Source organism: Streptomyces sp. NPDC057623, from assembly GCF_042800355.1.
Taxonomy (GTDB): domain Bacteria; phylum Actinomycetota; class Actinomycetes; order Streptomycetales; family Streptomycetaceae; genus Streptomyces.
This window is the reverse complement of sequence record NZ_JBHVGZ010000003.1, coordinates 201,843-218,443: the sequence shown is the minus strand read 5'-3', so window position 1 is coordinate 218,443 and position 16,601 is coordinate 201,843. Positions and strand designations below refer to the sequence as shown.

The following is a 16,601-nucleotide window of genomic DNA, read 5'->3' as shown; positions in this document are numbered from 1 at the left end:
GCCCCGGCAGCCGCGCGAACGACTCCGGGGCCGGCCAACGCTGACAAGGAGCGTCGACGTGGCGAACGCTACGCCCCCGACAAGGCGCGGGGTAAAGATGACCATGCGGATCTACACCATGGACCGTTCGGGCACCGTCATCGAGGAACGCGGCACGGTGAGTGTCCCGGACAGCCAGGGACCGCTGCCTCTGATGTCCATGAGCCCGCAATGTGCCTGCCCCCGCTGCCGGGCAGGACAGGGTGGTGACCCGATGAACACCACCGACGAGACGGACGCACCGGCTCCGAGCATGGCAGCGATGCGCGCCTCAGCCTCCTGGTTCATCGACCAGACCACGCTCCTGGGGCACCAGACCGTCAAGAGCTTCGAGGAAGACCTCCACACCACGCTGGAGCAACTGATCCCGCAGATCGAGAAGTTCGTCGCAGACAAACCTCCGGAGGACGCACCCGCCCAAGTGGCGCTCGCCGCGGTCGAAGTGGCACGCCACCGCATGAACGCCCCCGAAGCCGCGGGCCTGCGAGGTGAGATGGAGCGCGTCGGGCTACTTGCCCAGTCCGTCATGTCGCTGAGCCACCATCACGATGCGCTCACCGGCCACGCCATGTGGCTCAGCTGCGGCCGGATCGTCGCGGACGAGGACGAGTGGGAGCCGTACGTCTGCGGCAAGTCCTCCGGCGGAGCGGCCCGCCCCGGCCGCGTCCATGCCACGTGCGCCGCCCAACGCCGCTGAGCGGCGGCCGCCTTCTCACGGTGTGAAGCGAAACGAGACCCAGCACGAAGACGTGCGCCGCGGCAAGGTCGGCGGAAAGTCCTTCGACCTCGCCGAGCCACCTGTGCGGTTGTTCAGCCTGCGGGCACCCCAGCCCCCGCCGGAGCCGACACGTCGTCGCTCTCGTGGCCGTCGTCGTCGTAGTCCACGGAGCCGCTGACGACATGGCCGGCCAGGCCGAGCAGCAGGAAGAGCACGACGAGGACCTTGGCCGTGGTGTCCAGGAGCAGCGGCCGGGTGCCGGAGCGGACCGCGTCCGGCGGGGAGGGCTCGTCGCCGAAGAGCCGCTTGGGGTAGGCGGGCGTCAGCATCGTGGCGTAGGCGGTGAACCGCAGCTGGTACCGGGCGACGGCGGCCGTGGCGGCGAAGACCGGCGCGGGCAGCCGCCCCAGCACGATGCCGATGAGCCAGAACACCCAGCCGATCGCGAACCAGCCCGCCTGCGCGAGGTTGTTGATGATGCCCGCCGGGATCATCAGGATCAGACGGAAGAACACCGCGAGCCGGTTCAGCGGCGTGGGGCGCAGTTCGATCTGCACGGGGTGGTCGGGTGCGGAGAAGGAGAACGGCGGATAGCGGTCCACCAGGAGCATCGAGCTCGCGCCGACCCGCGTCCGGTAGGCGAGGACCGAGCCGAGGAAGCGGAAGATCCCGTCGGGCAGCCGTCCCGTGAACAGGGCGGCGAACCATCCGACGATGGTCACGAAGAACGCCGCGATGGAGAGCAGGCAGACCACCACGAACTGCGGCAGGAGCAGCAGCCAGCGCAGCAGGACGGTCCAGCGCCGCTGCCGTGCGGCAGGGGGGATGTCGAGGACGGGCAGCCATTCACCGCCCTCGGGGTCGGTAGCGGCCCGAGGATCCCAGCCCGTCGCCATGAAGACTCCCAGTCGCGCCGATGATGCTGCCTGACACGACCATGCTGCGGCGGCGCGGCGGGCTGCGCGCTCTGCGCGGGCCCAAACGGAGGTGCCCGCCGTCGGGCGAGCGGGCAGCCAGGGCCTGAAGTCCGCCGGAAGTCCGCCGGAAGTCCGCCGGAAGTCCGCCGGAAGTCCGCTGGACGGCCGCCGGAGGGCCGCCGGAGGGCCGCCGGAAAGCCGGCCTCCCGGCCCCTGCCGAACGCCCCGTTCCGCGTCTTGACTCGACCCACCGATGAGTTCCGGGCGCCACCCCGGTCTTCCCTGTGTGCGGACCGGCTCGCCCGAGCCGACCCGAGCCGAGCGGACAACAGGAGCAATCCCATGCGCATCGCCATCACGGAGTTCATCAGCCTCGACGGCGTCGTCCAGGCTCCCGGCGGCCCCCAGGAGGACACCGACGGCGGCTTCGCGCACGGTGGCTGGTCGCACCCGTACTTCGACGAGGAGGTCCTCGGCGGTGCCTTCGACGCGGGGATGCGGAAGGCCGAGGCACTGCTGTTCGGGCGCCGCACCTGGCAGACCATGGCGGGCGCGTGGCCGGAGCGGGCCGGGGACCCCTTCGCCGACCGGATGAACTCGATCAAGAAGTACGTCGTCTCCAGCACCCTCACCGAAGCCGACCTGACCTGGAACAACACCACCCTCGTCCCCGGCGCCGAGGCCGTCGCCAAGGTGCGGGCGCTGCGGGCTGCGGAGGGCGGCGACCTGGCGATGATGGGCAGCCCCACCCTCGTGCGGACCCTCATCCAGGAGGGGCTGGTGGACGAGCTCCAGCTCATCGTCATGCCGGTGCTGCTCGGCGGCGGCAAGTCGATCTTCCCGGCCGACGGCGGGAAGCGGCCGCTGGAGCTCGTATCCGCCACCACGGCCAAGACCGGCGCGCAGGTGTGCGTGTACCGGCCGGCGAGCGCCCAGGGGTAGCCGCCGGGGCGCGGGCGTCCTAAGCTCGACTCCGACGGAACCTCTGACTGAGTCAGAGATCGGCAGGCGGGCCGCCGGACCGCCTCAGAGTCCAACGGGGTCGACGATCATGACCGTCCACGACATCCGCGCCTTCAACCGCTTCTACACGAACGTCATCGGCGCCCTCGACTACAGCCGCCACCTCTACGCCCCGTACACCCTCACCGAGTCCCGCGTCCTGTACGAGCTCGCGCACTCCCCGCGTACGGACGCGGCCGACCTACGGGCCGAACTCTCCCTGGACGCCGGGTACCTGAGCCGGATCCTGAACAAGTTCGAGCAGGACGGGCTCATCGAGCGCACGGCCTCACGGCAGGACCCGAGGCGCCGGCGCGTCACGCTCACCGCGCGCGGCCGGGAGACCGGCAAGCTGCTGGAGGAGCGGGCGACCGAATCGGTCGGCTCGCTGCTGTCGGCCGTGCCGGCCGACGAACGGCCGCGCCTCGCCGAGGCGATGACGACCGTCCGTACGATCCTGTCCCACAGCCGCCCTCCCCGCCGCGAGGACGTCCTGCTGCGCGAGCCCGGCCCCGGCGACCTCGGCTGGATCGTGCAGCGCAACGCCGCGCTGTACGCCGCCGAGTACGGCTTCGACGCCGACTACGAGGGGCTGGTGGCGAGGATCGTCGCGGACTTCGCGCAGGACCACGATCCGCGTCTGGAGCGGGTGTGGATCGCCGAGCTGGACGGCCGTCCGGTGGGCTGCGTGATGGTCGTACGGGACGAGGCACCCGCCACGGCCCGGCTGCGGCTGCTGCTGGTCGAGCCCGACGCGCGCGGCCTCGGCATCGGCGACCGGCTCGTGGCGGCCGTGGTCGACTTCGCCCGGGGGGCCGGCTACCGCGACCTCGTCCTGTGGACCAACGACATCCTGGCCTCCGCCCGCCGCGTCTACCAGCGCCACGGCTTCGTGCTGGCCGCCGAGAAGCCCCACCGCTCCTTCGGCAAGGACCTGAACGGCCAGGACTGGCGCCTGGATCTGCACGGCACACAGGAGTGAGATCACCGGTACGGGGGCAGGAGGGGACAGGTCCGCAGCGTCCCCGGCCCGCCTGCCGGATGGGCGTGCCCTCGTTTCCCTGGCAAGGTGGGATCCATGAAACTGGCGTTCTCCACCCTCGGCGTCCCCGGTCTCCCCCTCCCCGACGTGCTGCGGCTGGCGACCGCCCACGGGTATCACGGCGTCGAGTTGCGCACGCACCCCGAGGAGCCGGTGCACCCGGGCCTCGGTCCGGACGAACGGGCGGACGTGGCGGCCGAGTTCAAGGCCGCCGGCATCGAGCTCCTGGGCCTGGCCGGGTACGCCCGGGTCGCCGCGCCCGGTGACGACGGGCCCGTGATCGAGGAGGTCCGCAGGCTCGTCGACCTCGCCCACGACCTCGGCACCGGCTTCGTCCGCGTCTTCCCCGGCGCCGACCCCGAGCAGAGCCGGCAGTCGGCGGACGCGATCGCCGCGCGGCGCCTCGGTACGGCCGCGGAGTACGCCGCCGACATGGGCGTACGGATCCTGCTGGAGACCCACGACTCGCACCGCACCGCCGCCGACGCGATCCGCGTCCTCGGCCTGGTCGGTCACCGCCACGTCGGCTCGCTGTGGGACGTCATGCACACCTGGCTGGGCGGCGAGCAGCCCTCGGAGAGCTACGCGGCGCTCTCCCCGTACCTCGGCTACGTCCAGGTCAAGGACATCGCCGCCGCCGACGACACGACCCCGCTGCCGCTCGGCACCGGGGTGCTGCCGCTCGCCGAGTGCGTGGAGGTCCTCTCCCGGCACGGCTGGGACGGCTGGCTGTGCTGGGAGTACGAGAAGCGGTGGTACGAGGAGGCCGCCCCGCTGCCCGAGCTGCTCGACGCGGGTCGGGACCACCTGTCGCGGCTGCTGAACGAGTCGGCCTAGGGCAGACGCCCGTAATCCGGTGGCCCGGCGCGGGGGCCGCCGTATAGCGTCCCCCCTCGTGCCCGAACCCGCCCCGCGCCCCGCCATGCCCTCATGAGCCTCGCCCGTACGTTCATCGACGTACGGCCGCTGCGTACTTCCCCCGTCTTCCGGCGGCTGCTGATCGGGCGGACGATCTCCGTGCTCGGCAGCTTCATGACGATGGTGACCGTCATGTACCAGGTCTGGGACATGACGCAGAGCGCGGTCTGGAGCGGTGCGGTCGGTCTCGCGCAGGCGTTGCCCATGGTGTGCGTGGGCCTGTTCGCCGGGTCGTGGGTGGACCGGGGGGACCGGCGGCGGATCTACCTGGTCGCCACCGTCGGGCAGGCGGTCTGTGTGCTGCTGCTCGCGGTGCAGGGCTTCACGGGGCGGGTGCCCGTGGCCGGGATTCTGGCCCTGGTGGCGGCCGGCTCCTGCTTCGGCGCGGTCGGCGGTCCGGCGGCGGGTGTGTTCGTGCCGCGGCTGCTGCCCAAGGAGCAGGTGGCGGCCGGGCTGGCCCTCAACCAGGTCACCGGCCAGGCGATGATGCTGCTCGGCCCGGCGCTGGGCGGGCTGTTCCTCGGCTGGTTCGGCATCGGCGTCTGCTATCTGCTGGACGCGCTGAGCTTCGGACTCGCCTTCTACGGCGCCTTCGGCCTGCCCGCGCTGCCGCCCGAGGGCGAGCCGGCGCGGGCGGGGCTGCACGGCGTCCTGGACGGCCTGCGCTTCCTGACCGGCCACCGGGTGGTACGCGGCGCGCTCGTCACCGACCTCGCCGCCACGATCCTCTCCATGCCGGTCAGTCTCTTCCCGCTGGTCAACGCCGAACGCTTCGACGACGACCCGCGCACCCTCGGCCTGTTCCTGTCGGCCGTCGCGGTGGGCGGCGTGACGGCGACGGCCCTGTCGGGCGCGGTCACGCGGCTGGGCCGCCCCGGCCTGGTGATGCTGTGCGGAGCGGGCACCTGGGGCGCGGCCCTCGCCCTGTTCGGCCTGACGACCAGCCCGTGGGCGGGACTCGCGCTGCTGGTGGTGGCGGGCGCCGCCGACGCCCTGTCGGTCGTCTCGCGCACCACGATCGTCCAGACCCGCACCCCCGACGCCCTGCTCGGCCGGGTGACGGCCGCCGAGCAGATCGTCGGCCAGGCGGGTCCGCATCTCGGCAATCTGCGCGGCGGCCTGGTCGCCGGCTGGTCATCCGGCGCGACCGCCCTGATCACGGGCGGGCTGCTGTGCGTGCTGGCGGTGGCCTACGTGGGCGCCCGTACACCGGAACTCCGCGACGGCAAGCTCACTCCCGGCGAACCGTGAGCGGCACGGCCGGGACCAGGCACCAGGCCAGCCCAGCGGGCCACCACCCGGCCCCGGTGCCGAGGTCCAGATGGGCAGCGCCCGGCAGGCCGAGCAAGTCGCCCCACAGCCAGTCGCCCTGGTCACGGGCGCGCCACCGCGCTTGCTCGCCGTGGGCGCCCGTACACCGGAACTCCGCGCCGGCAAGCTCACTCCGGGCGGGCCGTGAGCGGTACGGCCGGGACGAGGAACCAGGCCCACACAGCCGGCCACCCCCGGACCCGGCGCCCAGGACGAGACGGGCAGCGCCCGGCAGGCCGAGCAGGTCACCGCAGACAGTCGCCCTGGTCACGGGCGCGCCACTGTGCATGCTCGCCGTGGGCGCCCGTACACCGGAACTCCGACGGGAAGCTCACTCCGGGCGGGCCGTGAGCGGTGCGGTGGGGTCGAGGCACCAGGCCAGCACGGCGGGCCACGGCCCGTACCCGGCGTCCAGGTCGAGGTGGGCGGCGCCGGGGAGGATGTCGGCCGGGAGGGCGAGCGGGTCGCCGTAGGCGGTGTCGGCGCCTTCCTCGCAGTACGGGTCGTCGTCACCGGCGACCAGGCGGGTGGGGCCGGGGAGCGTGAGCTCCAGGGACGGCAGGGCGAATCCGGCGACCTGCGGGTACCGGGCCAGTACGGCGCCGGACGGCGGGGCCACGAGCAGCACCCGGTCCACGGCGCCGAGCCCCGGCATCCCGCGCGCGGCCGCGTGCAGCCACAGCACGGCGGACAGGCTGTGCGCGACCACGACCCGTTCCGCCCCCGCGTCGAGCCCGTCGATGTGCCGCGCCAACTCCGCCAGCCAGACCTCGAGTTCGGGGTCGTCGGGGTCGGGCAGCGGCGGGTAGACGACCTGGTGGCCGATGTCGGAGAGACGGTCGGCGAGCCAGTGCTGCCAGTGGGCCTCGGGGCGGTGGTTCTGCCAGCCGTGGAGGATGAGGTAGGCGGTCATGGAGTCGATGGTTGCCGATCACCGCCCTGGCGGCCAAGGACCACGGCCGCTCGGCGGGCTACGACGCCGGCGGAAGGAACCTGGCCACCCGCTCCCGCAACCGCCCCCGGATCTCCGGCCACTCGGCCGCCGTGATCGAGAAGAGCGCGGAGTCGCGCAGCTGCCCCTCCTCCCCCGGGGCCCAGGAGCGCGACCAGTTCCTCAGCAGGCCCTCGAAGCGGGCGCCCACACTCGCGATGGCCGCGTGGGAGCGGTCGTTGCGCGCGTCCGTCTTCAGGTCCACCCGGGCCACGCCCCACTCCTCGAAGGCGTGCCGGAAGAGCAGCAGCTTGGCCTCGGCGTTGACGCCCGTGCCCTGGGCGGAGCGGGCCAGCCAGGTGAAACCGACCTCGACGGCGTCGAGTCGGTCGTCGGAACGCCAGCAGCGCGGCTCCCAGTAGGAGGTGGCGCCGACCGCACGGCCCGAGGCGAGGGAGATCTGCGCGTAGGGCGCGAGCCGTCCCGCCGCCGCGCGGGCGAGCTGGGCGTCGATGTAGTCGCCGACCTCATGGGCCCTGGGAACCCAGGTGAAGGCGTAGGTCCCGCGGTCCTCCTCCGCCGCCACCGCCAGATCGGCGGCGTGCCGCTGCTCCAGCGGCTCCAGGCGCACCAACGCGCCCTCCAGAACCGGCCCCTCCAGCTTGAAGCCCACCTGTCGACCCCCGTCACCGTCTCGCGTCACAGCAGCGCGCGCAGCGCCCCGAATTCCTCGTGGAAATCCGGGAAAGTCTTCCGTACGCACCCGGGGTCGTCGAACGCGATACCCGGCACCCGCAGCCCGGTCACCGCGAAGGACATGACGATGCGGTGGTCGCCGTACGACCTGATCTCCGCACCGGCCAGGCCGCCGGCAGGTCCCGGCTGGATCTCGATCCAGTCCGGCCCCGTGGCCACCTCCACCCCCAGCCGCCGCAGGTTCTCCGCACACGCCTCCAGCCGGTCGCACTCCTTCACCCGCGTGTTCGCCACGTCCTCGATCCGCACCGGGCCGGAGGCGAAGGGCGCGATGGCCGCGAGGGTCGGCATGGTGTCGGAGATGTCGCGCATGTTGACGGTGACGCCGCGTAGTTCGCCCGTGCCACGGACCGTCGTCGACTCCGCGCCCACCGACACCTGCGCCCCCATCCGCCGCAGGACGTCGACGAAGCCCAGGTCGCCCTGGAGCGCCCCCTCGCCCAGGCCGGGGACAGTCACCTCACCGCCGGACAGCGCGGCCGCCGCGAAGAAGTAGCTCGCCGTCGAGGCGTCCGACTCGATCGCGTACGTCGTGGCCCGGTAGCCGCCGGACGGGACCACGAAGACGTTCCCCTCGCGCCGTACCTCCACCCCGAAGGCCCGCATCATCGCGATCGTGATCTCCACGTACGGCACCGACACCAGGTCGGTGACGGTGATGCGCAGGCCCTCGCGGGTCAGCGGTCCGAGCAGCAGCAGGGCCGTCAGGTACTGCGAGGACTGCCCCGCGTCCAGCGTCACCTCCCCGCCCTCGACGCCGGTCGCCGTCACGGTCAGCGGGTGGTGGCCTTCCTGCTCCTCGTGCCGCAGGTCCACGCCCAGGTCGCGCAGGGCGCGGGTCAGCGGCAGCAGGGGGCGGCGGCGCATCTGGGGCGAGGCGTCGAAGCGGTAGGTGCCGTGGCCGGCGGCGGCCAGGGTGGGCAGGAAGCGGGCCGTGGTCGCGCCGTCGCGGCAGTAGACGTCCGCCTCCGGGACCGCGGGGCCCTGCGGGCGGCCGTCGACCTGCCAGGTGTCCGGGGTCCGGCCGACGCGGTAGCCGAGGCGGGTCAGCCCCTCGGCGAAGCCCTCCGTGTCGTCCGAGCGCAGCGGCCGTACGAGCGTGGTGACCCCGTCGGCCGCGGCCGCCAGGAAGAGGGCGCGGGCGGTGATGGACTTGGAACCGGGGATGGCGACTACGGGCATATCGTCATGATCGCCCGGCCCTGCACTCCCGCGCCGGGCCGTCCACGAGATGGACCCGCCCCCGCCGCACCTACTGTCCCCTCCTTCCAGGCCCCAGGCCCCCACTCACCCCACCCGCCACCGCCGTACCGACTTCGCGGATTCCGGCCACCCGCGGGAACCCGGCCCCACCCCCGCTCGTCCAAACCGCGAGCTGCTGGAGAGTCACCGTGGTGCGGTGTCGGCCCTCGCTGCTGGCTGCGATCGCTGACCAACCCTCTCCGCCGTGCCGCGGCCGGCAGCACGCCGTCATCGGCGCGCCCCCCTCCAACTGCGCCGATGGCGGCCCCTTCCTGGTTGCGGTGCAGTCCCTTGACTGGCAGAAACTTCCCGGTTATTGGTGACTTCTCGGAAGTTTCCTTCAGCGCACCACCTCCGGAAGGAGCGCACGTGCCCGACACCAGCAGGGGAAGCAGACGGAGCGGGAGAAGCACAGGAAACACCGCCACACCTTCAAGACGTACCGTCCTCGCGGCCACCACCGGCCTCACCACCGCCCTGGCCCTCGGCGGCACCGCCCACGCCGCCGCCCCCGACGACAGGAGACTGCGCGCCCTCATCGCCCGGATGACCCTGCCGGAGAAGGTCGGCCAGCTCTTCGTCATGCGGGTCTACGGGCACTCCGCCACCGCCCCCGACCAGGCCGACATCGACGCCAACCTCAAGGAGATCGGCGTCCGTACGGCGGCCGAGCTGATCGCCAGGTACCGGGTGGGCGGCATCATCTACTTCACCTGGGCGCACAACACCCGCGACCCCCATCAGATCGCCGACCTCTCGAACGGCATTCAGAGGGCGTCCCTCACCCAGCCCCGCGGCCTGCCCGTCCTCGTCTCCACCGACCAGGAACACGGCATCGTCTGCCGTGTCGGCGAGCCCGCCACCCTCTTCCCGGGCGCCATGGCCATCGGAGCGGGCGGCTCGCGCACCGACGCCCGCACCCTCGGCCGTATCGCCGGGCAGGAACTGAAGGCGCTCGGGATCCGGCAGAACTACTCCCCCGTGGCCGACGTGAACGTCAACCCGGCCAACCCGGTCATCGGCGTCCGCTCCTTCGGTGCCGAACCGGAGGCGGTGGCCGGCATGGTCGCCGCCGAGGTGGCCGGATACCAGCGCTCGCGGCACGACCGGCAGGTCGCGGCCACCGCCAAGCACTTCCCCGGGCACGGCGACACCGCCGTCGACAGCCACTACGGCTTCCCGGTCATCACCCACACCCGTGAGCAGTGGGAGACCCTGGACGCGCCGCCCTTCCGGGCCGCCGTCCGGGCCGGCATCGACTCGATCATGACCGCCCACATCATGGTCCCGGCCCTCGACGACTCCGGCGACCCGGCCACCCTCTCCCGCCCGATCCTCACCGGCATCCTGCGCGAGGAACTCGGCTACGACGGGCTGGTGGTGACCGACTCGCTCGGCATGGAGGGCGTACGGACGAAGTACGGCGACGACCGCGTCCCCGTCCTCGCGCTCAAGGCGGGCGTGGACCAGCTCCTCAACCCGCCGTCGATCGACATCGCGTGGAACGCGGTCCTCAAGGCCGTCCAGGACGGCGAGTTGACCGAGGCGCGGCTCGACGAATCGATCCTGCGGATCCTGCGGCTGAAGGCGAGGCTGCGGTTGTTCGAGGAGCCGTACGTCAGCCAGGGCGGGGTCGACCGGAACGTCGGCACCGCGTCCCACCTCAGGGCCGCCGACCGCATCGCCGAGCGGACGACGACCCTGCTGGTCAACGAGGGGTCCCTGCTGCCGCTGTCCCGCCGCTCGCACCCCCGGGTCCTGGTCGTCGGCGCCGACCCGGCCTCCCCGTCCGGCACGACGGGACCGCCGACCGGCGTACTCGCCACCGCCCTCACCGAACTGGGCTTCACGGCGACCGCCCTGTCGACGGGTACGGCGCCCTCCTCCGCCACCATCGCCAGGGCCGTCGAGGCGGCTCGGGCGGCGGACGCGGTGGTGGTGGGGACGTACAACGTCACGGCGACCAGTACCCAGAAGACGCTGGTCGAGCAACTCCTCGCGACGGGGAGGCCGGTGGTGGCGGTGGCCATCCGCAACCCGTACGACGTGGCCCAGCTGCCCACCGTCCGGGCCTGCCTGGCGGCCTACTCCTGGACCGACGTCGAGCTGCGCGCGGCCGCGCGGGTGATCGCCGGGCGGGTGTCCCCGCGCGGAAGGCTGCCGGTGCCGGTGCAGCGGGCGGACGATCCGACACGGGTGCTGTATCCGGTCGGCCATGGGCTGTCGTACGGGCGCGGCTAACACCGCACAGCACCGCGGAATAACACTTTGGGCGTAGCGCCCGTACGCCACACAACGGGCGCACTCACCCCCAACCGACGCAAAGGACCCCACATGTCTGGCGTGCGCCCGCCGCGGCGGGTCACGCTGGCCTGGGGGTACCGGGGGGAGTGCGATGCGTGAGAGAAGTGCCGTGGGGGTGGCGTGTGCGCTGCTGGTGCTGTGTGTCACGCTGCTGACGGGCTGTCAGAGCCCGTCGGGCGCGGCCGAGGAGGACGGGCGGCTCGGGGAGAGCGGGAGTTCGAGCGCCGGCCCCGGTGAGCAGCAGGTGACGCCCCCGACCCGGCCCGCCGGATACGGCGCGGTGTTCCTCGGCGTCGACGAGTGCAGCTCCTTCGGGACGACCAGCTTCACCGAGGTGCCGTGCACCGGTGAACGGGCGGCGGCGCGGGTCGTGGCCCGGCACGACGGCAGAGTGGGCGACGGACCGCTGTGCCCCGGGACCACCGACTTCGTGCTGCACATCAGCGAACAGAGCCGGACCTCCGACGAGGACGGCGACGGCGCGATCCCGCAGGGCTACGCCTGTATGCGCAACCTGTCCCCGCCCCACCCCGGCGACCCCGGCGGCGGAGGCGGCCCCCGCACGATCGTCGGCGACTGCGTGTACGGCTCCGGGGACGGCCAGGTCCGCGAGACGTCATGCGACGGCGAGGGGAAGCGCAAGCCCCAGCACAAGGTCTCCAAGGCGGTCACGAGGCGAGCCGACTGCCCCCTGTCGACCGCCCTGTACGTCCAGCTCGGGGGCGCGAAGCCGGTGGGGTGCGCGCGGCCGGTGTGAGGCGTACGGCCCAGTCCGAGGTGCCATCGCCGCCGGGTATGGCGATCCTGGCCAGGAGGGCGACAGCTGGAGGAGGCGTCTTGGCACCTCTGACTCGGATTCCGTTGGCGGGCGGGGGGTGCGTCCTGGTCGAGGCCCCGGCCGCACTTGAGGGTCCGGTGAAGGCGGGCCGCATCGGCGATGCCATTCGCGATGTGCCCGGGACCTTGCAAGAGGCCCTGGAGCCGGTCACGGAGGCCGCACGCGCGGCGCTCGATCAGCTGCGCAAGGCCCGGCCCGACGAGATCACGGTCGAATTCGGGGTCGATCTCGCCTTCGAGGCGGGGGCCGTGATCACCAAGAGCCAGGCAGGGTGCCATCTCAAGGTGACCGTGGCGTGGACGAGCTCGGAGCCCACCCCGTGAACAGCGCCGAGAAGTAGTCGGTGGACGGACATCACGGACGCGGGTTGTGGCCCGGGGCCGGTCGGCCGGTCAGCACAGGATCCAGCCCCTGCTCACCGACCCGCTCCCCACCCTGCCCGTCACCCACACGCACCGCTGCCCGGCATGGACGGTGACCGGGCCGGCGCGGAGGGTGTACTGGCCCTCGTCGGCCACCCGGTTGGCCCGGTACGCCTGCACGCTGACCTTCATCGTCTGCCGGCGCCCGGGGCGTTCGGGGCGGACGATGGCGCAGACGTGGCCGCGCTTCTTGTAGACGTACAGGGTGCCGGTGGAGAACGAGTACGTCTTGACCTTGCGGCCCTCGCAGCGCGTGGGGTCGGCGGCCTGGGCCGTCGTCGGTGCCGCGACCGCGAGCAGTGCGGACGTGGTCAGCACCGCCAGGCCGACCGCCAGTCGTCGGCGTATCGCACCACTGTCCACTTGATTGTCCTCCCGGTACACCGGCGATGAACGTACTGGTGTACGGACGCGCGACGTAGGCCCGATGGTTGCACGGCCGTCGGGCCGGCACCCTTATCGGGCCGCCCCGACCGGCTCCTCCGGCTCGGCCTGGCCGAGGAAGGTCCGCCACAGCTCGGCGTACCGGCCGCCCAGGGCCAGCAGCTCCTCGTGGGTGCCGTCCTCGGCGACCCGTCCGTGGGCAGAACCTCCCTCGGTCACCCTCGCACTGCTCGGCCCTGGCGGGCCTCACAGGCTTCGGGCGACTGGCTGGACTCCGTCCGGCGCGGGAGCGCCCCGGGCCACACCGCAGCAGCCTTTGGGGACAGCCGCGGATCGATTCCGTCGGCCGCCCCGGCCCACACGTGTCCCCGACCCGCACATGTCCTGGTGAGCACCAGGCGCCGACCTATCCGTGCAGATGAACCGGGTGCTCGGGCCAGGTACGTCTCGTCCACGGCCGCGTCGTTGAGTATGAGGAGTGCCTGGCCCCCCGGCTTTGCGGAGGCACCGGCGGGCCGCGTTCGACAGCAGTCCTGTCACTGGCTGGTGGCGACTCAGTCCCGAAGGTCTTTGACCATGACTGCGAGTAGCGGGGCGTCGGCGAAAGGCCGTTGCTCGCCGACCTTGGTGTAACCCCACGATGTGTAGAGCGCCTGCACCTTGGGGTGGGTCACGTCGACCAGAAGTACGGCGAGGTCTTCTGTGCGTTCCTTCAACAGCGCTTCATGGAGGCGTTCGGAGACGCCCTGCTTGCGCCACTGAGGCCGCACCATGAGTTCGGACACCGCGTAGGTGGAGGTGTAGCCGTTGTTCGGCTCGTAGTCGGTGGATCGCCACCACTCCCGGCCGGGGGTGAGCGGGGCGCCGTAGGCGAAACCGGTCGGCTCGTCTCCGTCGTACGCCACGACGCATGTGAAGTCCTCCATGCCTGACCAGTGGTCGACGAACCAGGGGAATCGCTGGTTGAAGGGGTCGTCCATGGCGTCGGCGTAGGCGTCATCGTGCACGTCGATGAGCAGTTCCCGGAAGCTCTCGGGGAGGTTTCCGTGCTGGAAGTGACGTAGGTCGATCACGTTCAGCTCCAATCGGTACGTAGGCGGTCTGCCCATTCGCGTGCGTAAGCGGTGGAGGGGGCCAGGACGAGCAAGCCTCGGTGGAAGTCGCCGATAAGCGTGCGCATGCGTCCGGGGAGGGGGGCGCCGTCCATGATGGTGAAGACGTCGGCAGCGGTGGCCGTGGCCTGTTCGGTATCCCCTTGGTGGAGTTGCGCGAGGGCGAGCTGGGCAGTCGCCAACGCCCGGTTGCGGCGGAAGACGGGCGGAATCCTGGTCAGGGCACGGTGCGCCATCGCCTCGGCGTGGGCATGGCGTCCACTGCGGTTGTGGACGATCGCGCCGAGGTGGTCGAGTTCGGCCTGGCCGTAGAAGGCCGTCCAGCGAGGGCGCTCGTGTTCGGGTGCCTTGGCGAAGGTGTCCTGGGCGGACCCGAGATGCCGCAAGGCATCACGCCCCTCGCCGAGGGCCGCGTAGGCGAGCGAGGCTCGAACCCGACCCAGGGAGTCGAAGAACGGATCTCTACGAGCGGCCGCGGAGGCTTGTGCCACCTGCGCTGCCGCGAGGGCTTCGGGCCACTTGCGGCGCTGAGAGGCGAGCATCGACATGGTGACCCACACCCGTACCTCTGTGGGTCCGTCCTGAGAAAGACCGGCGTACGTGACGGATTCGTTCAGGTACCGCTGCGCCTGGTCCAAGTTCCGGGCGTCGACGCAGGACCAAGCGGCTATGGCGGTGTATTCGGAGGCCAGCGCATACAAGGCCCGGCGGACGCGTTCACCGGCGTTGCGCTGTTGAAGCTCCAGTACGCCGTCGCGGCCCTGGACGGCGGCCCTTTCCAGTTCCGTATGCCCGCCCTGGCGGTCGTCGGCTTCGACGAGGGCGTTCATTCCGGCAGCGACCCGCGCCACGTCCGACATGCCGACCGTACGGCGTTGCGCCATCAAGGGAACCGCGGCGGCCGCGGTCCCGGTGGCTGAGGCGATGAAGGCGCGGCGCCGCACGGGGTCCTCCTGCGGATGCTGCATGGTGCGTGGTGCTGTGAACCCTAAGTCCTCCACGGAGCACCCGAACACCCTCTCCAGCGCTGCGCACGTACGCCCGATGGGGCGGCGGGACGTTCCATTGAGCAAGTTGCGGACGGTGCGGTCGGAGACGTCACCGGGCCTGCCGGTGATCTCTGCCAGCGCAGCGTTCATCCGACCAGCCAATTCTTCCTGGGTGAGCCCGAGTTCCTCCATCCGGCTCTTGAGGATGGCGTTCGCTCCCATGGACCGACCGTAGCCCTGTGGTCACTGGCCGAACCAGACCCGAGGTCATCGGAGCGTAAAGTCTTCCGGTTCGCGGAGGTACGGCGGGGCACGACATTTCCTGTTCGCCGTCGGCCAAGGGCCGTTGACTCGGTACCAGCCGTTGAGCGGGCGAGATTCCCCTTCCTGCCTCTCGATGGCGTGGAGGAAAGCCCGCCCCTGTGCACCCGTTGCGGGGCGGGCGTCCCAGCCTCGGAGGGATGACCCCGTGACCATGACCGCCGCCAAGCCAACCGCGACTGGTGTTCCGGGCTACAGCGAGACGATGTCGTGCGAGCCGCAGTCCGCACGCCGCGCACGTCTGCTTGTGTCCGCGGCTCTGGACACCTGGGACATAGGCGAGTTGGCCGAGGTGGGCACTCTGATCGTTTCGGAGCTGATCAGCAATGCCGTCAGCCACACGCCCTGTCGCGTGGTCCGTGTGGTGATTCGGCGCGAGACGGCCGAAGTGATTCGGGTCGGCGTTGCCGACAAGTGCCGAGACACCCCGGAACCGGGCAGTCCCGAGGGAGACTCCGAGGGCGGCCGAGGTCTGCTCCTGGTCGAGTCGCTGAGCTGGCGGTGGGGCTACGACCTGCATCCCTGGGGCAAGCTCGTCTGGGCGGAGCTGCGGGTGCCGGCCGCATGCTGATCTCGCGTATCTCCTTACGGCTCCTGACCTCGGAGGAGCTTGTCAGCGCCCCGGTCTCGGACGCGTGCGTGGAGCTGACCTTCGGCCCGGCTCGTCCGTCTGACGAGGCGGGCGCGGTTGCTGTCCCAGAGCCGGTCCGGATAACTCCCGCCGACCTTGTGCGACTGCGCGTCGAGTCGGGACTGGCTCTCGGCGAGATCCGCGCGGAGATGCAGCGTGCCGAGATCGCGTGGCGGGAGCACCTCAGTCGCTGGTACGGCGACGGCCGACTGGCAGTCGAGGCCCGCGCACCGGACATCAGCCTCCTTCAACGGGTCCTGGACGGGTTGCGGAATCCCGGTCCGGGTTCGACGTAGGCCGCGGCGCCTCTTCTTCCCGGCGCTCCTGAGACTCCCGCACAAGCAGGATCGTGCTCCTCGATGCCGTGCGGGTGAGCAAGTCAGGCGAAGGACAGAACTTCTGACAGGAAGGAAGACCGTGTTCAACCACATGGATCGATTCCCCACGGGCAGCCCACTGCCGCAGGGGCATCTGACCGCGGCCCCGTGGGCTCTGCGTCGCATCGCCCCGTATCCGCCCGTCGAGGGCCCCGCTTACGCGACGGTGACGCTGGATCCGGAGACCCAGACCGCCCGGTACTTCGACACTTCCGGGGCACCCACCATGTCCCCGGGCCACGGCACGTCCTCCGGTACGAATCCCGCGACCGGCACCACGGGCCAGGGCGACCGCAACAGCGACTCCCCGGACAGCGACACGGGGAACGACACCGACCAGTGACTCT

The 16,601-nt window shown here is 71.7% G+C and carries 20 protein-coding genes; 11 read left to right on the top strand and 9 right to left on the bottom strand.

The features are described 5' to 3' along the window. The first annotated feature begins 97 nt into the window (after positions 1–97). Complete coding sequence (locus ACFU95_RS05265; RefSeq protein ID WP_383821945.1) at positions 98–736, top strand: DUF6415 family natural product biosynthesis protein; 639 nt, start codon at positions 98–100, stop codon at positions 734–736. A 113-nt stretch (positions 737–849) separates the two neighbouring features. On the opposite strand, the gene ACFU95_RS05260 is transcribed toward ACFU95_RS05265, so the two are convergent. Continuing rightward, complete coding sequence (locus tag ACFU95_RS05260; RefSeq protein ID WP_383821942.1) at positions 850–1,653, bottom strand: DUF4389 domain-containing protein; 804 nt, start codon at positions 1,651–1,653, stop codon at positions 850–852. Between the two features lie 363 nt (positions 1,654–2,016). Between ACFU95_RS05260 and ACFU95_RS05255 the strand changes: the two genes are divergently transcribed. The 4 genes from ACFU95_RS05255 (at position 2,017) to ACFU95_RS05240 (ending at position 5,887) form a co-directional block, all read left to right on the top strand. After that, on the top strand, positions 2,017–2,616 hold the full coding sequence (locus tag ACFU95_RS05255) for a dihydrofolate reductase family protein (protein WP_383821940.1): 600 nt from the start codon (positions 2,017–2,019) through the stop codon (positions 2,614–2,616). A gap of 109 nt (positions 2,617–2,725) precedes the next feature. Continuing rightward, on the top strand, positions 2,726–3,658 hold the full coding sequence (locus ACFU95_RS05250; protein ID WP_383821937.1) for a GNAT family N-acetyltransferase: 933 nt from the start codon (positions 2,726–2,728) through the stop codon (positions 3,656–3,658). Between the two features lie 96 nt (positions 3,659–3,754). Further along, positions 3,755–4,555: a sugar phosphate isomerase/epimerase family protein gene (locus ACFU95_RS05245; protein ID WP_383821934.1), complete on the top strand. Its 801-nt coding sequence runs from the start codon at positions 3,755–3,757 to the stop codon at positions 4,553–4,555. A gap of 93 nt (positions 4,556–4,648) precedes the next feature. After that, entirely contained in the window at positions 4,649–5,887 is a 1,239-nt protein-coding gene (locus ACFU95_RS05240) for an MFS transporter (RefSeq protein ID WP_383821931.1), read from the top strand. On the opposite strand, the gene ACFU95_RS05235 is transcribed toward ACFU95_RS05240, so the two are convergent. The 4 genes from ACFU95_RS05235 to aroA are packed head-to-tail and all read right to left on the bottom strand — an operon-like array spanning position 5,868 to position 8,816. Further along, the gene (locus ACFU95_RS05235; RefSeq protein WP_383821928.1) at positions 5,868–6,218 is read right to left on the bottom strand and encodes a hypothetical protein; all 351 of its coding nucleotides are present in this window, start codon (positions 6,216–6,218) and stop codon (positions 5,868–5,870) included. The genes ACFU95_RS05240 and ACFU95_RS05235 overlap by 20 nt on opposite strands. Positions 6,219–6,278: 60 nt before the next feature. Next, positions 6,279–6,860 (bottom strand): RBBP9/YdeN family alpha/beta hydrolase, encoded by a 582-nt coding sequence (locus tag ACFU95_RS05230; protein ID WP_383821925.1) that lies wholly within the window; start codon positions 6,858–6,860, stop codon positions 6,279–6,281. Between the two features lie 58 nt (positions 6,861–6,918). Then, a complete protein-coding gene (locus ACFU95_RS05225) occupies positions 6,919–7,551 on the bottom strand; it encodes a GNAT family N-acetyltransferase (protein ID WP_383821922.1) in 633 nt (210 codons plus the stop codon). A gap of 26 nt (positions 7,552–7,577) precedes the next feature. Next, a complete protein-coding gene (aroA, locus tag ACFU95_RS05220) occupies positions 7,578–8,816 on the bottom strand; it encodes a 3-phosphoshikimate 1-carboxyvinyltransferase (RefSeq protein WP_383821919.1) in 1,239 nt (412 codons plus the stop codon). Positions 8,817–9,245: 429 nt separating this feature from the next. On the opposite strand from aroA, the gene ACFU95_RS05215 reads away from it, so the two are divergent. The 3 genes from ACFU95_RS05215 (at position 9,246) to ACFU95_RS05205 (ending at position 12,341) form a co-directional block, all read left to right on the top strand. Next, positions 9,246–11,117 carry a glycoside hydrolase family 3 protein gene (locus ACFU95_RS05215; protein WP_383821916.1) on the top strand — a complete coding sequence of 624 codons (1,872 nt, stop codon included), beginning with the start codon at positions 9,246–9,248 and terminating at the stop codon, positions 11,115–11,117. A gap of 154 nt (positions 11,118–11,271) precedes the next feature. After that, positions 11,272–11,937: a hypothetical protein gene (locus ACFU95_RS05210; protein ID WP_383821913.1), complete on the top strand. Its 666-nt coding sequence runs from the start codon at positions 11,272–11,274 to the stop codon at positions 11,935–11,937. An 80-nt stretch (positions 11,938–12,017) separates the two neighbouring features. Next, positions 12,018–12,341 (top strand): CU044_2847 family protein, encoded by a 324-nt coding sequence (locus ACFU95_RS05205; RefSeq protein ID WP_383821910.1) that lies wholly within the window; start codon positions 12,018–12,020, stop codon positions 12,339–12,341. A gap of 69 nt (positions 12,342–12,410) precedes the next feature. Here the strand turns inward: ACFU95_RS05205 and ACFU95_RS05200 are convergent, their stop codons facing one another. From ACFU95_RS05200 to ACFU95_RS05185, 4 genes are all read right to left on the bottom strand, one after another. Next, positions 12,411–12,803 (bottom strand): hypothetical protein, encoded by a 393-nt coding sequence (locus tag ACFU95_RS05200; RefSeq protein WP_383821908.1) that lies wholly within the window; start codon positions 12,801–12,803, stop codon positions 12,411–12,413. A gap of 93 nt (positions 12,804–12,896) precedes the next feature. Beyond that, positions 12,897–13,043 carry a hypothetical protein gene (locus ACFU95_RS05195; protein WP_383822279.1) on the bottom strand — a complete coding sequence of 49 codons (147 nt, stop codon included), beginning with the start codon at positions 13,041–13,043 and terminating at the stop codon, positions 12,897–12,899. Between the two features lie 335 nt (positions 13,044–13,378). Beyond that, on the bottom strand, positions 13,379–13,933 hold the full coding sequence (locus ACFU95_RS05190) for a GNAT family N-acetyltransferase (RefSeq protein ID WP_383821905.1): 555 nt from the start codon (positions 13,931–13,933) through the stop codon (positions 13,379–13,381). Then, a complete protein-coding gene (locus ACFU95_RS05185) occupies positions 13,900–15,147 on the bottom strand; it encodes a helix-turn-helix domain-containing protein (protein ID WP_383821903.1) in 1,248 nt (415 codons plus the stop codon). Before ACFU95_RS05185 ends, ACFU95_RS05190 begins: the two co-directional genes overlap by 34 nt. Before the next feature lie 253 nt (positions 15,148–15,400). Here ACFU95_RS05185 and ACFU95_RS05180 point away from each other — a divergent pair, with 253 nt between their 5' ends. The 3 genes from ACFU95_RS05180 (at position 15,401) to tgmA (ending at position 16,597) form a co-directional block, all read left to right on the top strand. Beyond that, complete coding sequence (locus ACFU95_RS05180) at positions 15,401–15,817, top strand: ATP-binding protein (protein WP_383822257.1); 417 nt, start codon at positions 15,401–15,403, stop codon at positions 15,815–15,817. Further along, positions 15,811–16,173, top strand: coding sequence for a hypothetical protein (locus ACFU95_RS05175; RefSeq protein ID WP_383821900.1), 363 nt, complete (start codon positions 15,811–15,813; stop codon positions 16,171–16,173). The genes ACFU95_RS05180 and ACFU95_RS05175 overlap by 7 nt, the downstream gene beginning before the upstream one ends. A gap of 121 nt (positions 16,174–16,294) precedes the next feature. After that, the gene (tgmA, locus tag ACFU95_RS05170; protein WP_383821897.1) at positions 16,295–16,597 is read left to right on the top strand and encodes a putative ATP-grasp-modified RiPP; all 303 of its coding nucleotides are present in this window, start codon (positions 16,295–16,297) and stop codon (positions 16,595–16,597) included. Positions 16,598–16,601 lie beyond the last annotated feature (4 nt).